The sequence below is a fragment of the Tianweitania sediminis genome (assembly GCF_017813335.1).
Classification (GTDB): Bacteria; Pseudomonadota; Alphaproteobacteria; order Rhizobiales; family Rhizobiaceae; genus Tianweitania; species Tianweitania sediminis.
Genome location: NZ_JAGIYY010000002.1, coordinates 316,719 through 331,851, shown reverse-complemented (window position 1 = coordinate 331,851; position 15,133 = coordinate 316,719). Strand labels below are relative to the sequence as shown.

The window sequence follows — 15,133 nt, the reverse complement described above, 5'->3', positions numbered from 1 at the left end:
CCACCTTGGAGGATTCGACATGATTAGTGAAAAGCTCAACAACCAGATCACCCAGATCGGCCCGCAAACACCGGCGGGCGAGGTGTTGCGGCGGTACTGGCAGCCGGCAGCGCTCGTGGACGAGATGCAGGGCAGCGCAAGCAAGCTTGCGGTGAACCTCATGGGCGAACGTCTGGTGTTGTTGCGCAACGATGCCGGGGGGTTTGTGCTGACCCAGCGCGTTGCTTCCCCTGATGAAGCCCCGGCGCATTTTCCGGACCCGGAAAGTATCGAGATTGTCGATGGCGGCCCGGTTTATCCCGTTGTGGAAAAGAAGGGCATCTTCTTCGCGTATATGGGGCCGGGCGAGGCTCCTGAATTCCCGAACTTCGACTGTTTCCGCGCGCCGGACAGCCATGTCTTCGCCTTCAAGGGCCTGTGGGAATGCAACTGGCTGCAGGCGCTGGAAGTCGGCATCGACCCAGCACATGCGTCCTTCCTCCACCGCTTCCTGCAGGACGAAGACCCTGCGGACAGCTACGGCAAGCAGTTCCGCGACAAGGCAGCCAATCTCGACATGCCGATGACGCAGGTTCTGCGGGAATATCCGCGTCCGGACATCGAAGTCGAGGAAACCGACTTCGGCCTCAAGATCACGGCCTTGCGTCACATGGCTAACGACCTGACGCATGTTCGCGTGACCAATCAGATCTTCCCCCAGGCGATCTGCATCCCGATGTCCCGCGAAATGATCATCACGCAGTGGCATGTGCCGGTGGATGACCAGAATTGCTACTGGTACACGATGTTCACCAGCTTCTCGAAGCCGGTGGACAAGGACGTCATGCGCGAACAGCGCCTGAAGGAGCACCGGCTCCCCGATTACGCTCCGCTCAAGAACCGCCGCAACAACTACCACTACAACCCGGACGAGCAGAATACGCTCACCTATACGGGCATGGGGCTGGACATCAACGTTCACGACCAGTGGGCGGTGGAAGGTCTGGGGCCTATCCAGGATCGCACGCGCGAGCATCTTGGACGCGGCGACGCGGCGATCGTCCGCTACCGCCTGATGCTGCGCAAGGCGATCAAGGCCGTTGAAAGCAAGAAGGAGGCTGCGCTTCCCATGCGCGGCGATGTGGATGTTTCGCGCATCGTCGGGCCGCTTTCCAACGACGCCATTGCCACAACAAAGGACTGGGAAGCCGCAAGCTGGCAGGCCGACATGCAGCGCCGGTCAGAATGTCCTTGGGACGCCTCGGTCTGAACCGGCCCTTGACCAGTTCTGTGGACGTTTGCCGCGTTCGGGGAAGAGCCTTCGAGGATATCCTCGATGGCTACTTCCCCTTGGAAGAGTCGATCCGTCAGCTGATGGCGCGGCAGGGCTTTGCTTCGGCGTGGATCACGCTGCTGCATGCGCCCGTCATGAACATCAAGGGATTGGCACCAACCGATCCCGTGCCCTTTTCCCTTCGGAAAACCTATGCCGGCATGATCGAGCGAATGGACGTGTTCGCGCGCGCCACCGGCGAGGGGCTGCAGCTTGATGGCGTGGGAAGATGGTTCTGGCTTGATCCGCGCGATGAGGCTCCCCGCTTTGCCCCGACGATCCGTTTGGGAGAGCCGGCCTTTGTGCGCGGCATCGGGGTTGATAGGGACCATCCGGAAACCGCAAGCGGCCAGCCGGCGAACACCACCGCATGCGTTCGTGTCCCGCGCGGGACGGCGGTGGCGTCCGCTTTGTCTTCCGCAGTCCACGAGCTCGGCTGGACCTCCGGCCGCGCTTGGGGTGGTTACCCCCTGACCTCCGGCATCCAACCCGCGCACGACGCCCAGGAGCCGCATGTTCTGACCGGCGAGGAATTCACGGCAGGTCGCCTGGAGGGCATCGTCCAAGCAGGCGAAGCGTCCGACATGCACAGCTATGTTCTGGTCGACACCAGCCCGGATCAGGCCGAAAAGGAAGCTCTCGAGCTCGCGCGGCTTCTGTGAGAGCGCGGCTTCAAGCGAGCGATTTGCGGTAACAGGCCGGATTCATGTCACGGATGTCGATGCTGATGCTTTCGACATCCGGGCACTGCGTGCGAAAGGCCTCACGCAGTGCCTGAGCCAGCGCATCCTTCTGCTCGTCGCTGCGGCCGGTCAGCATGGACACGGTGACGTGAAGAAAAGACCGTCGCCCGTCGCCGAACAGGATTGCTTCGGCGGGAAGGCAGCGGACCTTGATGTCCTCCACCGCCATGATCGCGGACGCCTCACAAACGGTCAAAGCAAGCTGCATGGCGTCGTTGCGCGATGCGCCGCTCGCAAACGCCTCGAAATGTTCTATCACGACATGCGGCATCTCGGTTCCTGTTGTTAAGGGGCGCTAGCGTTCGAGCGGAGCGTCCTTGATCCGGTCCCAAACAGCCGTCGCCGTTTGTTCGGGCAGATCGAGGCCAAACCCGCGCACGAGCACGTCGTGCAATTCTTCAGCACTTACAAGCACATGCTGCGCTTTGCTGCCGTCGGTGAACTTCCGGTTGAACAGCGTACTGCGGCCTTCCTCGCCATGGCGCGCCATCATCAGATGCGTGGAAAACGGCGCCCCTTTCCAGGTGGCCGCGAGGTGGTTGGCAGCCTCCAGATCGACGGGGCGCACAGGGCTGCGATCAAAGCCGTAAAGCGCGAGCCACCCCTCGCCCTGCGCACGTTCCAGCACAGTTTCGTCGCAGCTTGCGTCAAACCGCACGCGATAGGTCCCGTTTGGCAGGACCTGCGGCGTGTCCTGATCCAGCGCCACGGGCCATACGGCACCCGGACCACCGAACCCGACATCCGCGAGCCATTCGCGGCCCTCCACCTGCACAACGAAGCACTGATGCATGCGTGCCCCGCCCTGCGACGCGCCGTTGCGCACGCGTCCGAGCACCGTTGTGGGCCGGTAGCTGAAAGCTTCCAGCGCCAAACCGAACAAGGCGTTGAGCTCAAAACAATATCCGCCGCGCCTTTGCCGGACGATCTTGTTTCCGAGTGCGGCGGGATCAAGCAGCGGCACGCGGCCAAGCAGCGGGTCCAAGTTTTCGAAGGGCACGGCTGCCATATGCGCGGCTTGCAGGGTGCGTAGTCCTTCCACACCAACAGGCGCCTGTTCGAGGCCGAGTCGCCGGAGGTAGCGCATTGCATCAAAAGCGGTCATCACGGTGCGTCCTCAGAATAGCGAGAAGTATTCTGCCTGCTCCCATTCGGTGACGGTCATGAGGTAGCGGTCCCATTCGGAGCGCTTGATGTGGGTGATGTAGTTGACGAACTCGTCGCCGAGTTCCCTTCGATAGAATGGCGAGGATTCAAACGCTTCCACCGCGGCGATCATGCTTTTCGGCAACGCCGCTGCGTCGCTGTTGTAAGGTGTTTCCACCGCCCGTGGCGGCGTCATCTGCGAGCAGATGCCGTCCAGTCCGGACAGGATCTGCGTGGCAAAGAAGTAGTAGGGATTGGCGGCCGTTTCGGCGACGCGGTTCTCGATGCGGCTGGCCTGGTCGCCCGGCTTCATCAAGGCGCGGATCATGGCGCCGCGGTTGTCCTGGCCCCACTGAATACGATCGGGCGCCAGTTGGAAAGGCTGGTAGCGCTTGTAACCATTCACGGTCGGCGTGGTGAGAAGGCAGCTTTCACGGGCATGCGCGAGAAGCCCGGCTATCCACTGGCCAGCGAGTTCGGTCGGCTGGTCCGCTTGCTCGGGAACAAACAGGTTTTGTCCCGTCGCAGGACGGACGAGCGATTGATGCAGGTGCCATCCGCTGGCCGCCCCGTTCTCGACCTTCGGTCGGCACATGAAGGTGGCGTGGAGCCCTCGCCTGGCGCAAACCTCCTTCACCATCGTGCGAAACATCATCATGTTGTCGGCGTGGGTGAGCGGATCGGCCGGATCGAAGGTGAACTCGAACTGACTCGGGCCCATCTCGACCTCGGTGGAGCGCACAGGCAGGTTGAGCTGTTCGGCGTGGCGGCGCAACTCATCCATGATCCATTCCAGCCGGTCATAGCGAACCTCGGCAAGAAACTGGTAGCCCAGCGAAACAGGACGCGTCACGGGTGGCTGGTTCGGCATTGTCGCCGATGCGTGCTCCATGCGCGCATCGGTGGTCTCATAAACATGGAATTCCACCTCGAGGCCAACAACCAGGGCCAAGTCGTGGTTTGCCAGCTGCGCCACCGCCTTGCGCAGGATGTTGCGCGGCGCAAAGCCGATCGGCGCGCCGTCCTTGGTGTAGGTGTCGCACAGGATCCATGCCGAATGCGGCGACCAGGGCAGCACGCGGAACGTGTCGGGGTCCGGGCACAGGAGGATGTCTCCCGCGCCGCCCATCGGCACCCAGGAGCCGCTATCTTGTCCGCTCCAAACGCTGAATACGGTGCGATTGGACGTGTCCTTCAAAAGCAGGGTGGAAGGTGCTGCCATGCCGCTGGCAAAGGTCGATGCGAGTGCTGAAGCCACGATCGTCTTGCCGCGAAGAACGCCATGCTGATCCGGAAACAGAACGCGGACGGTTTCGATCCCCTGCTTTTCGAGCCCGCTCAGAAGGGCGACCGCCTTGCGGATCGCCTCCTCATCCAGAAGCTCAGATCTGGCGAGGAAGCCGTTTCGGATCTTGCTGTCGAAGCGGTCGGTCATGGGAAAGTCTCACTGGATCAACGAAGCCGTTGCGGCGGCCGCGGCCTCAGGTTCGAAAGGGTCGAACCACCTCTGGACGATAGTGGTTGATTATCGCATAAATCAACGGATTTCGCTTACTTCACCGTTATCAGGGGGAAAGTTCATCCTCATGAGGCGACGCGGCGATCTCAAGTGGCCCGGTACCCGGCAGGTCGCTATCAATGGCAAAGAGCGCCCGCCACAGGTGCCATCGCCGAAGAGTACGCATACATGGAATCTGACCGCGACATCTCGTTGACCTTCCTGAAGGGCATGGCCGTCCTCAAAGCCTTCGACGAAGATCAAACGCATATGACCATTGCCGATATCGCGCGCGCCACGGATCTCGATCCCGCCACCGCGCGGCGCCTGGTGCTGACGCTCGTGCGGCTGGGTTACGTTCGCAAAGACAGCCGAACCTTCTCACTGACGCCGCGCATCCTTGTGCTGGCCGGTGGCTTCCTGCGCGGCAACCAGTTTGGCAAGTTCATCCAGCCGCTTCTGAACAACTGCGCCAGCGAAACGGGTCTCGCGGTTTCCTTGTCCATGGTGGACGATGTTGATGCGCTGTTGGTTGCACAATCCACACTGCGCTCCACGCAGATCACTTACGGCTTCACGGTTGGCAGCCGCCTGCCCCTGATGCACACGGCAATCGGACGCATGTTGCTGGCCTATGGCCCGGAAGACTGGGCGTCTGCGAACCTCGAAACAGCGCCCATCAACCCGCTCACGCCCGAAAGCCTGCTCGATCGGGACGCCATCAAGAAGGCCGTTGATGACGTTGGACAGCGGGGCTTTGCTGTGGTGTCGAACGAATTCGAGATCGACGTGACCGGCATTGCAGTTCCGGTAGGGCGCAAGGGCGCAATCAAGGCTGCGCTTGGCGTTTCGAACGCAACAACGGAGCTGAGCGACCCTTCACGGGTCACGCAGATCGTCAGCGCGCTTCGCCGCAGTGCGAGCGACCTCACGCGGGCGAATATCTTCTAGCCTGGGCTTCTGCGGACTGCCGGAGAAAGCTGCTTGCCAAGGCATTTTCCTGCGAATAGTGTGGCTTTGTGCGTTTATCGCCAACAAGAAAAATATTTGACGCGCTCAGAGGGTTGATCAGGCGCGATCCACAGAGGAGAACTGACATGTCTTCGCGTATCCGTCTGCTTGGCGCGCTTTCAGCGCTGCTGCTTGGCTCGGTGGCCGCCCATGCCGACACCATCAAGGTCGGCGTTATCGGACCGATGTCGGGCCCTTATTCGCTTTACGGCCAGAACTTCCAGTGGGGCGTACAGGCCTACGCGCAGGTCAACGGCAAGACTGCCGACGGCCATGATGTCGAGTTCGTGTTCCGTGATCTCCCGGGGGTTGATCCCGCCAAGGCACGCGCGCTGGCACAGGAACTGGTAGTGCGCGATGGCGTGCAATATCTTGCTGGCGCTTATTTCACGCCGAACGCGCTGGCCATCGCGCCGCTTCTGCAGCAGGGCAAGGTACCGTTCGTTGTGTTGAATGCAGCCACTTCGTCCATTGTCGAGCAGAGCCCGTATATCCTGCGCACCTCCTTCACGATGTGGCAGAATACGGTTCCTGCCGCCAAGGTCGCGATCGAGAACGGCAGCAAGAAAGCCATTACCATCGTCAGCGATTATGGTCCCGGTGTCGACGCCGAAGCGGGCTTCAAGAAGACCTACGAGGAAGGCGGCGGCGAGCTCGTGGAAACGCTGCGCGTTCCCCTGTCGACAACCGACTTCAACCCGCTGGTCCAGCGCATCAAGCAGTCCGGCGCAGACACGGTTTTCGCATTCTTCCCAGCCGGTGCGCCGACGCTCGGCTTCATGAAGTCTTATATCGGCAACGGCCTCAAGGAAGACGGCATCAAACTGATCTCCACAGGCGACCTCCTCACAGAACCGGATCTGCCGGCGCTCGGCGACGTCGCGATCGGCACCCAGTCGACCTACCATTACTCGGCTTCCCATGACTCGCCTGAAAACAAGGCCTTCATGGAAGCGCTGAAGGCGGTTGGTGCGGACCCGAGCAAAGTGACCATGGCTGCGGTTGCCGCTTTCGACGGTGCGAAGCTCATCTATGAGATGATCGACGCCACGGACGGCGAGCAGGATCCGCAGAAGGCGGTGGATGCCGTGAAGGGCATGAGCTGGGAAAGCCCGCGCGGCCCGGTTACCATCGATCCGGACACGCGCCACATCACGCAGAACGTTTACCTGCGCGAAGTCGCTAAGGAAGGCGACACTTACATGAACAAGGAAATCCGGACGTTCGAAGCCCAGCCCGATTGGGGCCTCGAAGGCAAGTAAGAAGCCGCTTTTGGCAGCTCCGGCCGAAACGGGCCGGGGCTGCTTCCGCTTGTTCTGTTTTATCCAGCACCTGCAGTTTGTTTATGGCGCAAGAGACGACAGGCAGCATTCTGCTGTCTAACGGGCGGTTTCATCGTACCGCCTTTGACATCGATCCGGCGTCTGCTTTGCTTGTGCGGGGAGACCGGATCGCCTGGATCGGGAACCGGGCGGACGCTCCAGCGGCCGATCGCACGATCGATCTCGACGGCGCCTGCGTGCTGCCCGGCCTGACCGACGCTCATATCCACATCTTCACTCTTGCCCTGGCGCGACTCCAGCTTGGCTTTGCCGCCCATCGCCCACGCGTCCTGGCTGATGTTTTCAGCCTCCTGCAACAGGAGCAGGCGCGGCTTGCGCCGGGCGAATGGCTGCAGGCGCTCGAGCTCAACGAAGATATGCTGGCTGAGCGGCGCCTGCCCACGCGCGACGAACTCGACGCGATGTTCGGTGACCAGCCGGTGCTGCTGCGGCGCTATTGCGGACATGTGGCAGTGTTCAACACGGCCGCCATGCAGCGCCTTGGCCTCGCAGAACACCAGCCGGACCCCGTTTCCGGACACTTCGAGCGTTTCGCGGACGGACGGTTGAAGGGCATCGCGTATGAAGGGGCGGCCGAGGCGATCTTCCGCGCGGGCCCCATTCCGGCCGAACATCTCCTGCGGCAAGGCATCCGTGATGCCATCACCGATTGCACGAAGCTCGGGCTCACTGCACTGACAGAGGCAGCGGTCGGCTTTTCAGCCGGGCATGACCGCGAAGACGCGATCTGGGACAGCCTTCGTGGCGACGACGATCTGCCCGTTCGCATGGGTTTCATGGCGCAGCTCACGGCCGGAGAAGCAGCGGAGCGCAAACGTACGCCTGCCTTCGACCGCCGGTGGAGCCGCGAAACCTTGAAGTTTTTTGCCGACGGCATTGTCGGCGGCCGCACCAGCGCCCTTTCCGAACCGTTCTGCGACCGCGGCGGCACAGGCACCTTTGTTTTGCCGGAGAATGTGCTGGTCGCGGAAATCCTTGCCGCGCACGAGGCGGGATGGCGGGTTGCCGTTCATGCGACCGGTGACCGGGCGATCGCGCTGGTGGCCAGCGCCTATGAGGCGGCGGAAGGGAAGCAAAGGGAACGGCGCGGTCACCGAATCGAGCACTGCTTCTGCCCTCCCCCGGATCTGTTTCCGCGGCTCAAGGCCATCGACGCCTTTGTTGTGATGCAGCCGAGCTTCCTGTGGCGCATGGGTCCATCGATCGAAGCAGGGCTCGGACGACGCACCGAAACCGCCTATCCCGGCCGCAGCGTTCTCGATGCAGGAGCGCAGCTCGTTTTCAGCTCGGATGCACCGACCGGCTTGTTTTCACCGTGGGAGGGCGTGCGCTCGGCTGCCGAACGAAAGTCTTCCAACGGAAGCATCCTGGGTCCGGCGGAAGCGGTTTCCGTCCGCGAAGCGGTGCACGCGTATATTGCCGGCGGTGCGGAGGCCATGCACCACAGCCCCTTCCGCGGCAGGCTCGAAGTCGGACAGGCGGCCGATCTCGCCGCCTTTGACCGAGACCCCTTTGAAGCGGAGGGTGCGGCGCTCGCCGCGACCCGCGCAACCCTCACAATGATCGATGGCCGGATCGTCCATCACGATGCATGATGCTGCGGTCAACCTCCAGGCCATGGCTCCGGGAGCCGGTGAAGCGATAATCTGATGGTGCTTTTCTTCAACATACTGTCGGACGCCTTTGTGTACGGGATGGTGCTTTTCATCATCTCCGTCGGCCTGTCGCTCGCGATGGGGCTGATGAAGGTCGTCAACCTCGCGCATGGCGCCTTTGCCATGATCGGCGGCTACATCGCGTCCTACATCACGCAGGACCAGGGCATGTCCTACACGCTTGCGGTTGCTGCCGCCGTCGTGGGCGCGATCATCATCGCGGTGCCCATGGAGCGGCTCTTGTACCGCCGCATCTACGGCACCTCCGAACTCACGCAGGTCCTGATGACGATCGGCATCACCTTCGTGATCATCGGCGTCGCGAACTTCATCTTCGGCCCCACCTTGAAAACGATCCCCCTGCCCGACGAACTGAGGCAGCGCGTCGATCTCGGCTTCCGGACCATGTCGTCCAACCGTGTTTTCATCGCCTTCTGCGGCGCTGCGGTTGCAGCCGGGCTCTGGTACGTGATCGAGAAGACCGACTTCGGGATCAAGCTGCGCGCCGCAGTCGAGAACGAAAAGATTGCAGGCTCGCTCGGCATCAAGACCAGTGTGATTTTTTCGGTGAGCTTCGCGCTCGCGACGGGGCTTGCTGCCTTTGGCGGTGTGATCGGCGCGGAACTGCTCCCGATCGAGCCCTATTATGCGCTGACCTACATGGTGATGCTTCTTGTCGTGGTCTGCGTGGGCGGCGCCGGGTCAATTGGCGGAGCGCTTGCCGCTTGCCTGATCCTCGGCACCGTGGACACCGTCGCCCGTTATCTCCTGCCGTCCTATGGCGCGTTTTTCTTCTACTTCGCCGTGATCATCATCGTGCTGATGTTCCCCAACGGCCTGTTTGGACGGAAACTCAACGTATGACCGCTTTGTCCCAGACCCGGGCCATCCCAGCCACCACGCGGCACGGGCTGCGAGACCTGATCGGCGCGTGCGCCATTCTTGCGGTAGGCGTCGGCTGCTTCTTCCTTTTCCCGAACAACCTGTCGTTCCTCACGATCATCCTGTCGATCAGCCTCCTCGTGATGTCGCTGGACCTCGTGACAGGCGTCAGCGGCGTGGCGACGCTCGGCCATGCCTTTGTGTACGGCGCGGGCGCTTATGCGGCCGGCATCGCCAGCGTCAACGGCGTGTCGGATCCGCTGCTTCTCCTCCTGCTCGGTTCCTTGGCGGGCTTGCTGGCGGGGGTCGTGTCGGGCGCGCTGATCCTCAAGGGCCATGGCCTGTCGCAGCTCGTGATCTCCATCGCGCTGGTGCAACTCGCGTCCGAGGGCGTGAACAAGGCGTCGTTCGTGACCGGCGGCAGCGACGGTTTGGCGGGCCTGACCATCGACCCGCTGTTCGGCATCTTCGAGTTCGACCTGTGGGGGCGGACGGCGTTCTGGCTGGCGCTTGCTGTTGTTCTGGTCGTGGCGGTGCTTTTGCGCATCCTGGTGCGCTCCCCCTTCGGCATGATGTGCCGGGGCATCCATCAGGATCGCGTTCGCGTCCGTGCCATGGGCGCGTCCGTTTATCTCACGCTCCTGAAGATGTATGCGATTTCCGGTTTTGTCGGCGGATTGGGCGGCGCGCTGCAGGCGGTGGCGACCCAGGTGGTGGGGCTGGACAGCGTCAGCTTCACGACATCCGCTGAAGCGCTGGTGATGCTGATTTTCGGCGGCACCGGCCACATCTTCGGTGCCCTGGCTGGAACCTTCGTGTTCATGTGGTTCGAGCATTCCGTGTCGGCGGCCAGCCCATTCCATTGGCTGATCCTGGTCGGCATCCTGCTGATCCTCGTGGTGCTGTTCGCGCCAAAGGGCATCTACGGCCTCGTAGGCCGCCTCTTCCAGCACAAGGAGGTGTGAGCCTTGGACACCCTCCTCGACATCCGCAATCTCAAGATGAATTTCGGTGGCCTGAAGGTCACCGATGACGTTTCGCTGAACCTCGCCAAAGGCAGCCGCACCGCCCTAATCGGACCGAACGGCGCCGGCAAGACCACCCTGATCAACCTGATCGCAGGCGCTTACCGCCCGACATCCGGCTCCATTTCGCTGATGGGGCAGGACGTGACCGGTATGAAGGACACGGATCGCGTTCGCCTTGGCCTGATCCGTTCCTTTCAGATCACGCGGCTTTTCCCCGACCTCACGGTGATCGACCACCTCGCCATGGCGATCCTGCAGCGCGAAGGCCGCTCCGCCGGCATGTTCAAGTCCTACCATCGGATGCCCGAGGTTCTGGACGAGGCGATGGAAGCGCTGGCCAGACTGCGCCTCGACCCCCTGGCGAACCGTGTGGTGGCACAGATCGCCTATGGCCAGCAGCGCCTGCTCGAGATCGCCATTGCACTCGTGCTGAAGCCAAAGGTGCTGCTGCTCGACGAGCCGGCCGCCGGCATTCCGAGCAGCGACATGGACCGGGTGGTCGCCGCCCTCGACAACCTGCCCGCCGAACTTGCCGTGCTGCTTATCGACCATGACATGGATCTGGTTCGCCGTTTTGCCCGCGAGGTGATCGTGCTGAGTTCGGGCGCCGTTATCTTCCGCGGCACGCCGGAACAGCTCGGAAGCGATCCACGCGTCAGAAGCGCTTATCTGGGAGAGGATGCCTGATGCCAGCAGCAACCCTTCACGTGAACGGGCTGAGTTCTGGCTACGGGCGCACCGTGATCGTAGAAGACGTTTCCTTTTCCGTTCCGGCCGGCCAGCGGATGGCCATCATCGGCCGCAACGGCATGGGAAAGACCACGCTTCTATCGACCTTGATGGGACTGACGACCCACCATGCCGGCACGATTGCCGTTGAAGGCGCAGGCGTCGAGAAGCTGTCGGCCTCGCGCCGTGCTTATGCCGGTCTGGGGTACGTGCCGCAAACGCGCGACATCTTTAGGACATTGACGGTCGAGGAGAATTTGGTGAGCGGCCTCAAGGGCCGAGCCAAGACCAACCTCGATGAAGCCTACCATCTGTTCCCGCGTCTCAGGGAGCGTCGCCGCAACCTCGGCTGGCAATTGTCGGGCGGCGAGCAGCAGATGCTGTCCACGGCGCGCGCGCTCCTGGGCAAACCCTCGGTTCTGCTGCTCGACGAACCTCTGGAAGGCCTGGCGCCGGTGATCTGCCAGGAACTGATGGCCGCCTTTACCGAGCTTGCAAAGGCCGGCACCACCACAATCCTCCTTGTGGAGCAGAACTTGAAAACCGCGCTTGCTTTTGCCGAAGAGGTGCTGGTCATGGAGCGCGGCCGGATCGTCTGGTCCGGGCAGTCAGAGGCTTTGTCGAGCGAGCCTCACCTGATCGACAAGTTCATGGGTGTTGCCGGCGTCCACTAGCCGGCCAGGAGACGGGAATGCGCACTCAGGTTGTCATCGTAGGTGCTGGTCCCGCGGGGCTCATGCTGGGGCGGCTGCTTGAGCTCGCCGGCGTGGACGCCACCATCCTGGAGCGCAAAAGCGCCGATTACGTTTTGAGCCGGATCCGCGCCGGCGTGCTGGAACAAGGCAGCGTCGACCTCCTCGAGCGGGCGGGCGCGGCGGGCCGCATGCATGCGGAAGGCCTTGTCCATCATGGTGTTCATCTCAGCTTCGATGGCGACAGCCACCGGCTCGACCTCACGCAACTGGTGGGCCGCAGCGTGATGGTTTATGGCCAAACCGAGGTCACGCGCGACCTCATGGCGGTTCGCAACGGCACCACCATCTACGAAGCGGACGATGTCACGCTTCATGACTTGGATGGCAAACCGTTCGTCACCTACCGCAAGGACGGCGTGGACCACCGCATCGATTGCGACTTCATTGCCGGTTGTGACGGCTATCATGGGGTCAGCCGGGCGAGCGTTCCCGCTTCTGCCGTGACGACCTATGAGCGTGTTTACCCGTTTGGCTGGCTGGGCATTCTCGTGGACAAGCCGCCGGTCGCGGAGGAGCTGATCTACGCACATCACCAGCGCGGCTTTGCCTTGTGTTCGCAGCGCTCGCTCACCCGCAGCCGCTATTATGTCCAGGTGCCGCTGGACGAGAAAGTCGAGAACTGGTCCGACGATCGGTTCTGGGATGAGCTGCGCAGCCGGCTTGCGCCGGAAACTGCCGACGCCCTGAAAACCGGCGCCTCGATCGAGAAATCCATTGCACCGCTGCGGTCCTTTGTTGCCGAACCCCTTCGCTTCGGCCAGTTGTTCCTCGCCGGCGATGCCGCTCATATCGTGCCGCCCACCGGCGCCAAGGGGCTGAACCTTGCCATGAGTGACGTCGCCATTCTCGCCGACGCGCTGATCGAAGCTGCCGTGGAAAAGAGCGACGCCGGCATCGACCAATATTCCAGCCATGTGCTGCAGCGCATCTGGAAAGCGGAGCGGTTCAGTTGGTGGATGACCAGCCTGCTGCACACCTTTCCGGAAAGCGACGCGTTTTCCCGCCGCATTCAGCGCGCGGACTTCGACTACCTTGTGTCTTCCCAGGCTGCACAGCAGAGCCTTGCCGAAAACTACACCGGCCTGCCGATCGCCGGCCTGCCACATCGCCAAGGGAGGGGCTGATGCCTTTCGTATCCGCCAATGGTGTCACCCACCACTACCGCCTCGGCGGAACCGCCGGACGACCGCGCGTTGTTTTCCTGAACTCGCTCGGCTCCGATTTCCGAATCTGGGAAGACGTCGAAGCCAGACTGCGCGACCGCTTCGAGATTCTGCTTCTCGACAAGCGGGGCCATGGGCTGAGCGAGGCGGCGGCTGGTCCCTACACGATCAGGCAACTGGCCGGTGACGTGCTGAGCGTTCTGGATGCGCTCGGCTGGAAAAAGGCAAGCGTGGTCGGCCTCAGCATTGGTGGCCTGATCGCGCAGCAGATCGCCGTCCAAGCGCCAGATCGCGTTGAAGCGCTGGTTCTCATGGACACAGCCGCCAAGATCGGCGACGCCGACAGCTGGAACGGGCGCATCGCGGCTGTGGAAACCGGCGGGATGCAGGCGATCAGCGAAGCGGTGGTGAGCCGCTGGCCGACGAGCGCTTTTCGCGGCGCTCAACCGGCTGCCTACGCCGGCTGGCGATCAATGCTGGAAGGCACCTCATCCGAAGGCTACCGCGGCTGCTGCGCTGCCTTGCGCGACGCCGATCTCACGGAGCAGGTGGCGGCGATCACCGCGCCGACGCTCGTGTTGTGCGGCGACGATGACAAGCCTACACCGCCGGATCTCGTGCGCGGGACGGCCGAGCGCATCCCAGATGCGCGGTTTGTCCTGATTTCTGGCGCCGGTCACCTGCCCTGCCTGGAACAGCCGGATCAGGTTGCAAGGCTCCTTGCCGAGCACCTCGACGCTGCGGCTGCCAACGTGGCGGAAGCGTCCACGCGGTTCGAGACCGGCATGAGCGTCCGCCGTCGCGTACTCGGCGACGCGCATGTGGACCGGGCGAGTGCGGCCGCAACACCGTTCGACGCCGCGTTCCAGCGCTTCATCACGGAAGGCGCATGGGGCACTGTGTGGTCGAGCGGGCAATTTACCTTGCGGGAGCGCTCGGTTGTGACGATCGCGTTGCTTGCCGCGCTGGGCCAGGACGACGAAGTCGCCATGCATGTGCGCGCCACACGCAACACCGGCGCCAGCGAACGAGACATTGCCGAAGCGCTGATGCATGTCGCGGTTTATGCCGGCGTGCCGGCCGCCAACCACGCGATCAAGATCGCAAAAAAGACATTCGCAGACATGCGAGAGGAGCAGGCGGGATGAACAATTCCTATTTCCAGCGCGATCGCGACTGGCACCCGCCGGCGCTCACGCCAACCTACAAGACGTCGGTGCTGCGCTCGCCACGCCACGCGCTTCTTTCGCTGCCTACTACCTTGTCGGAAGAAACCGGCCCCGTGTTCGGCCACGACATCCTGGGTCCGCTCGACAACGACCTGATCCGCAACTTCGCCAAGGACGGCGCGGAAGCAATCGGGCAACGCATCATTGTTTATGGCCGCGTGCTGGACGAAACGAACCGGCCGGTGCCGGGCGCGCTGGTGGAGTTCTGGCAGGCGAATGCGGGCGGGCGTTATCGCCACAAGAAGGAAAGCTACCTCGCCGCGCTCGATCCGAATTTCGGCGGTTGCGGGCGCGCCATCACCGATGCGGAAGGTCGCTATGAGTTCCGCACGGTGAAGCCCGGCGCTTATCCCTGGCCGAACGGCGTCAACGACTGGCGCCCGGCGCACATCCACTTTTCCGTGTTTGGCCACGCCTTTGCGCAACGCCTGATCACACAGATGTATTTCGAGGGCGATCCGATGATCTGGCAGTGCCCCATCGTGAAGACGATCCCCGATCCGGCGGCCCTCGACAGGCTGGTGGCAGCGCTCGACCGCAACGCCACCATTCCGATGGACAGCCTCGCTTACAAGTTCGACATCGTCCTGCGCGGTCGCCGCTCGACCCTGTTTGAAAACCGGCTGGAGGGGAACTGAC

At 62.7% G+C, this 15,133-nt stretch carries 15 protein-coding genes; 12 read left to right on the top strand and 3 right to left on the bottom strand.

Going from position 1 to position 15,133, the window contains the following annotated elements; genetic code table 11:
- Window positions 1-19 precede the first annotated feature (19 nt).
- Entirely contained in the window at window positions 20-1,249 is a 1,230-nt protein-coding gene (locus tag J5Y06_RS08605) for an aromatic ring-hydroxylating oxygenase subunit alpha (protein WP_209334728.1), read from the top strand.
- 8 nt (window positions 1,250-1,257) lie between these two features.
- The gene (locus tag J5Y06_RS08600) at window positions 1,258-1,974 is read left to right on the top strand and encodes a hypothetical protein (protein WP_209334727.1); all 717 of its coding nucleotides are present in this window, start codon (window positions 1,258-1,260) and stop codon (window positions 1,972-1,974) included.
- A 10-nt stretch (window positions 1,975-1,984) separates the two neighbouring features.
- Here the strand turns inward: J5Y06_RS08600 and J5Y06_RS08595 are convergent, their stop codons facing one another.
- From J5Y06_RS08595 to J5Y06_RS08585, 3 genes are read right to left on the bottom strand one after another with little or no spacing between them, the layout of a single operon-like run.
- The gene (locus J5Y06_RS08595) at window positions 1,985-2,326 is read right to left on the bottom strand and encodes a 5-carboxymethyl-2-hydroxymuconate Delta-isomerase (RefSeq protein WP_209334726.1); all 342 of its coding nucleotides are present in this window, start codon (window positions 2,324-2,326) and stop codon (window positions 1,985-1,987) included.
- 24 nt (window positions 2,327-2,350) lie between these two features.
- Entirely contained in the window at window positions 2,351-3,160 is an 810-nt protein-coding gene (locus J5Y06_RS08590) for an arylamine N-acetyltransferase family protein (RefSeq protein ID WP_209334725.1), read from the bottom strand.
- A 12-nt stretch (window positions 3,161-3,172) separates the two neighbouring features.
- The gene (locus tag J5Y06_RS08585; protein ID WP_209334724.1) at window positions 3,173-4,636 is read right to left on the bottom strand and encodes a glutamine synthetase family protein; all 1,464 of its coding nucleotides are present in this window, start codon (window positions 4,634-4,636) and stop codon (window positions 3,173-3,175) included.
- A 252-nt stretch (window positions 4,637-4,888) separates the two neighbouring features.
- Between J5Y06_RS08585 and J5Y06_RS08580 the strand changes: the two genes are divergently transcribed.
- From J5Y06_RS08580 to pcaH, 10 genes are all read left to right on the top strand, one after another.
- Complete coding sequence (locus J5Y06_RS08580) at window positions 4,889-5,650, top strand: IclR family transcriptional regulator domain-containing protein (protein WP_209334723.1); 762 nt, start codon at window positions 4,889-4,891, stop codon at window positions 5,648-5,650.
- Window positions 5,651-5,796: 146 nt separating this feature from the next.
- On the top strand, window positions 5,797-6,972 hold the full coding sequence (locus tag J5Y06_RS08575) for an ABC transporter substrate-binding protein (protein ID WP_209334722.1): 1,176 nt from the start codon (window positions 5,797-5,799) through the stop codon (window positions 6,970-6,972).
- Between the two features lie 83 nt (window positions 6,973-7,055).
- On the top strand, window positions 7,056-8,648 hold the full coding sequence (locus J5Y06_RS08570; RefSeq protein WP_209334721.1) for an amidohydrolase: 1,593 nt from the start codon (window positions 7,056-7,058) through the stop codon (window positions 8,646-8,648).
- Between the two features lie 54 nt (window positions 8,649-8,702).
- Window positions 8,703-9,572: a branched-chain amino acid ABC transporter permease gene (locus J5Y06_RS08565; protein ID WP_209334720.1), complete on the top strand. Its 870-nt coding sequence runs from the start codon at window positions 8,703-8,705 to the stop codon at window positions 9,570-9,572.
- Window positions 9,569-10,555 carry a branched-chain amino acid ABC transporter permease gene (locus J5Y06_RS08560; protein WP_209334719.1) on the top strand — a complete coding sequence of 329 codons (987 nt, stop codon included), beginning with the start codon at window positions 9,569-9,571 and terminating at the stop codon, window positions 10,553-10,555. Before J5Y06_RS08565 ends, J5Y06_RS08560 begins: the two co-directional genes overlap by 4 nt.
- A gap of 3 nt (window positions 10,556-10,558) precedes the next feature.
- Window positions 10,559-11,305 (top strand): ABC transporter ATP-binding protein, encoded by a 747-nt coding sequence (locus tag J5Y06_RS08555; RefSeq protein ID WP_209334718.1) that lies wholly within the window; start codon window positions 10,559-10,561, stop codon window positions 11,303-11,305.
- A complete protein-coding gene (locus tag J5Y06_RS08550) occupies window positions 11,305-12,021 on the top strand; it encodes an ABC transporter ATP-binding protein (protein WP_209334717.1) in 717 nt (238 codons plus the stop codon). The genes J5Y06_RS08555 and J5Y06_RS08550 overlap by 1 nt, the downstream gene beginning before the upstream one ends.
- A gap of 17 nt (window positions 12,022-12,038) precedes the next feature.
- Window positions 12,039-13,226, top strand: coding sequence for a 4-hydroxybenzoate 3-monooxygenase (gene pobA / locus J5Y06_RS08545; protein WP_209334716.1), 1,188 nt, complete (start codon window positions 12,039-12,041; stop codon window positions 13,224-13,226).
- Window positions 13,226-14,413 carry a bifunctional 3-oxoadipate enol-lactonase/4-carboxymuconolactone decarboxylase PcaDC gene (gene pcaDC / locus J5Y06_RS08540; RefSeq protein WP_209334715.1) on the top strand — a complete coding sequence of 396 codons (1,188 nt, stop codon included), beginning with the start codon at window positions 13,226-13,228 and terminating at the stop codon, window positions 14,411-14,413. The genes pobA and pcaDC overlap by 1 nt, the downstream gene beginning before the upstream one ends.
- Window positions 14,410-15,132: a protocatechuate 3,4-dioxygenase subunit beta gene (gene pcaH, locus J5Y06_RS08535; RefSeq protein ID WP_209334714.1), complete on the top strand. Its 723-nt coding sequence runs from the start codon at window positions 14,410-14,412 to the stop codon at window positions 15,130-15,132. The genes pcaDC and pcaH overlap by 4 nt, the downstream gene beginning before the upstream one ends.
- The last annotated feature ends 1 nt before the right edge of the window (window position 15,133 follow it).

Excerpts from the sequence above, each read along its gene's own strand:
- J5Y06_RS08605 (WP_209334728.1), top strand. The coding sequence starts at position 20 with ATGATTAGTGAAAAGCTCAACAACCAGATCACCCAGATCGGCCCGCAA.
- J5Y06_RS08595 (WP_209334726.1), bottom strand. The coding sequence starts at position 2,326 with ATGCCGCATGTCGTGATAGAACATTTCGAGGCGTTTGCGAGCGGCGCA.
- J5Y06_RS08590 (WP_209334725.1), bottom strand. The coding sequence starts at position 3,160 with ATGACCGCTTTTGATGCAATGCGCTACCTCCGGCGACTCGGCCTCGAA.
- J5Y06_RS08585 (WP_209334724.1), bottom strand. The coding sequence starts at position 4,636 with ATGACCGACCGCTTCGACAGCAAGATCCGAAACGGCTTCCTCGCCAGA.
- J5Y06_RS08580 (WP_209334723.1), top strand. The coding sequence starts at position 4,889 with ATGGAATCTGACCGCGACATCTCGTTGACCTTCCTGAAGGGCATGGCC.
- J5Y06_RS08575 (WP_209334722.1), top strand. The coding sequence starts at position 5,797 with ATGTCTTCGCGTATCCGTCTGCTTGGCGCGCTTTCAGCGCTGCTGCTT.
- J5Y06_RS08570 (WP_209334721.1), top strand. The coding sequence starts at position 7,056 with ATGGCGCAAGAGACGACAGGCAGCATTCTGCTGTCTAACGGGCGGTTT.
- J5Y06_RS08565 (WP_209334720.1), top strand. The coding sequence starts at position 8,703 with ATGGTGCTTTTCTTCAACATACTGTCGGACGCCTTTGTGTACGGGATG.
- J5Y06_RS08560 (WP_209334719.1), top strand. The coding sequence starts at position 9,569 with ATGACCGCTTTGTCCCAGACCCGGGCCATCCCAGCCACCACGCGGCAC.
- J5Y06_RS08550 (WP_209334717.1), top strand. The coding sequence starts at position 11,305 with ATGCCAGCAGCAACCCTTCACGTGAACGGGCTGAGTTCTGGCTACGGG.
- pobA (WP_209334716.1), top strand. The coding sequence starts at position 12,039 with ATGCGCACTCAGGTTGTCATCGTAGGTGCTGGTCCCGCGGGGCTCATG.
- pcaDC (WP_209334715.1), top strand. The coding sequence starts at position 13,226 with ATGCCTTTCGTATCCGCCAATGGTGTCACCCACCACTACCGCCTCGGC.
- pcaH (WP_209334714.1), top strand. The coding sequence starts at position 14,410 with ATGAACAATTCCTATTTCCAGCGCGATCGCGACTGGCACCCGCCGGCG.